At 62.9% G+C, this 1,753-nt stretch carries 1 protein-coding gene and 1 pseudogene; both read right to left on the reverse strand.

The genetic code is table 11. The features are described from left to right. Window positions 1–1,040: pseudogene (locus MPJ51_RS01290) on the reverse strand (citramalate synthase); the annotation flags it as partial. Window positions 1,041–1,150: 110 nt separating this feature from the next. Beyond that, window positions 1,151–1,753, reverse strand: a 603-nt coding sequence (locus MPJ51_RS01295; RefSeq protein ID WP_298381175.1) for a DALR domain-containing protein, incomplete at its 5' end; no start/stop codon positions are given.

Consider the following 1,753-nt stretch of genomic DNA (forward strand, 5'->3'; position numbering starts at 1 on the left):
CGGTTGCGCAGGTTCGACTGCCCGGCCTGGTTCGACATCGGAATGATCCGCGCATTGCCGATGGTGGCCGGGTTCACATGTTCATAGGTCGTGGGGTCCTTGAGGATCGCGCTGGCATGCAGCCCCGCCTTATGCGCAAAGGCCGAGGCCCCCACATAGGCCGCCTGTTTCGTCGGCACCCGGTTGAGGATTTCGTCCAGCATCCGGCTGATCCGCGTCAGCCCGGCCAGCGCCTCATGGCTCACGCCGGTCTCATAACGGCTGGCATAGGGCTCCTTCAGCAACAGCGTCGGGATCAGAGCGGTCAGGTTGGCGTTGCCGCAACGCTCGCCCAACCCGTTGAGCGTGCCCTGTATCTGCCGTGCGCCCGCATCGACGGCGGCCAGAGAACACGCGACCGCCTGTTCCGTATCGTTGTGGCAGTGAATGCCCAAAAGGTCGCCGGGGATGCCCGCCGCAATCACCTCGGCCACGATCTGCCCAACCTCTGAGGGCAGCGCGCCGCCATTGGTGTCGCACAGCACGATCCAGCGTGCACCTGCGTCCAGCGCGGCCTTGCAGACCTCGACTGCGTATCCCGGGTTGTCCTTATAGCCATCAAAGAAATGCTCGGCATCATACAGCGCCTCACGCCCCTGCGCCACGATATGCGCCATCGAGGCACGCACATTCTCGACATTCTCCTCCAACGGGATGCCAAGCGCATGGGTCACGTGGTAATCATGCGCCTTGCCGACGAGACAAACCGCCTGCGTGCCCGCATTCATCACCGCCGCCAGCACATCGTCATTCTCAGCCGACCGGCCCGAGCGTTTGGTCATCCCAAACGCCGTCAATTGTGCTGTGGTCTTGGGGGCCGCATCGAAAAACGCGCTGTCGGTGGGGTTTGCCCCGGGCCAGCCGCCTTCGATGTAATCGACACCCAACTCATCCAGAGCCTGCGTGATCTGCGCCTTCTCAGCGGTCGAGAACTGCACACCCTGCGTCTGCTGCCCGTCACGCAGTGTGGTGTCGTAGAGATAGAGGCGTTCCTTGGTCATAATACTGGCTCTCTGGCTTGTTCGGGCAGCGCCCGGCCGCGGGTGGGTGCGAAGCGCCCGCCCATGGGGGCGGTCGGGCGCTGCCCGGGCAAGCCCGGGCGAGACATTAGTTAAGTATTCTCCAGCATTGAAGGGTCAAAGCCAGGTCCCGGAATCAACTCCACCCCAGCCTTGCTCATACGCACTTCGAGGCCCGCGTCGACATAGGCCCCTTTGAGGCGATCCACTTCCGAGAAATCCTTGGTCTGCATCGCAATCTCCCGCGCTTGCACCAACCGGTCCGCATGAGACGACAAATCCACCGATGTTTCCGCCCAAGCGCCCATCCCATCCGTCAGTAACCCAAGCGTCTGCGCCCCGGCCAAAAGCCCCGCCGCATCCCCATCCGCTGCGAGACGGTGGAGTTCGGCGATGGCGCCCGCCGTGTTCAGATCATCGGCCAGCGCCTCCAAAAACGCGGGTGCCACGCTGTCGGCGGGCTCGACGCCCGCCGACAGCGTCCGCCACTTACGCAGCGTGACCTCAGCCTCGCGCGCCTTCTTCTCGGTCCAATCCATCGGCTTGCGATAATGGGTCTGCAGGAAAACAAACCGGATCACCTCACCCGGCACTCCTTGTTCCAGCAGATCATGCACGGTGAAGAAATTGCCCAGCGATTTGGACATCTTCTTGCCCTCGACCTGCAGCATCTCGTTATGCAACCAGAACCGCGC

Origin of the sequence: Ruegeria sp. (assembly GCF_028066395.1) — a bacterium.
Taxonomy (GTDB): domain Bacteria; phylum Pseudomonadota; class Alphaproteobacteria; order Rhodobacterales; family Rhodobacteraceae; genus Ruegeria.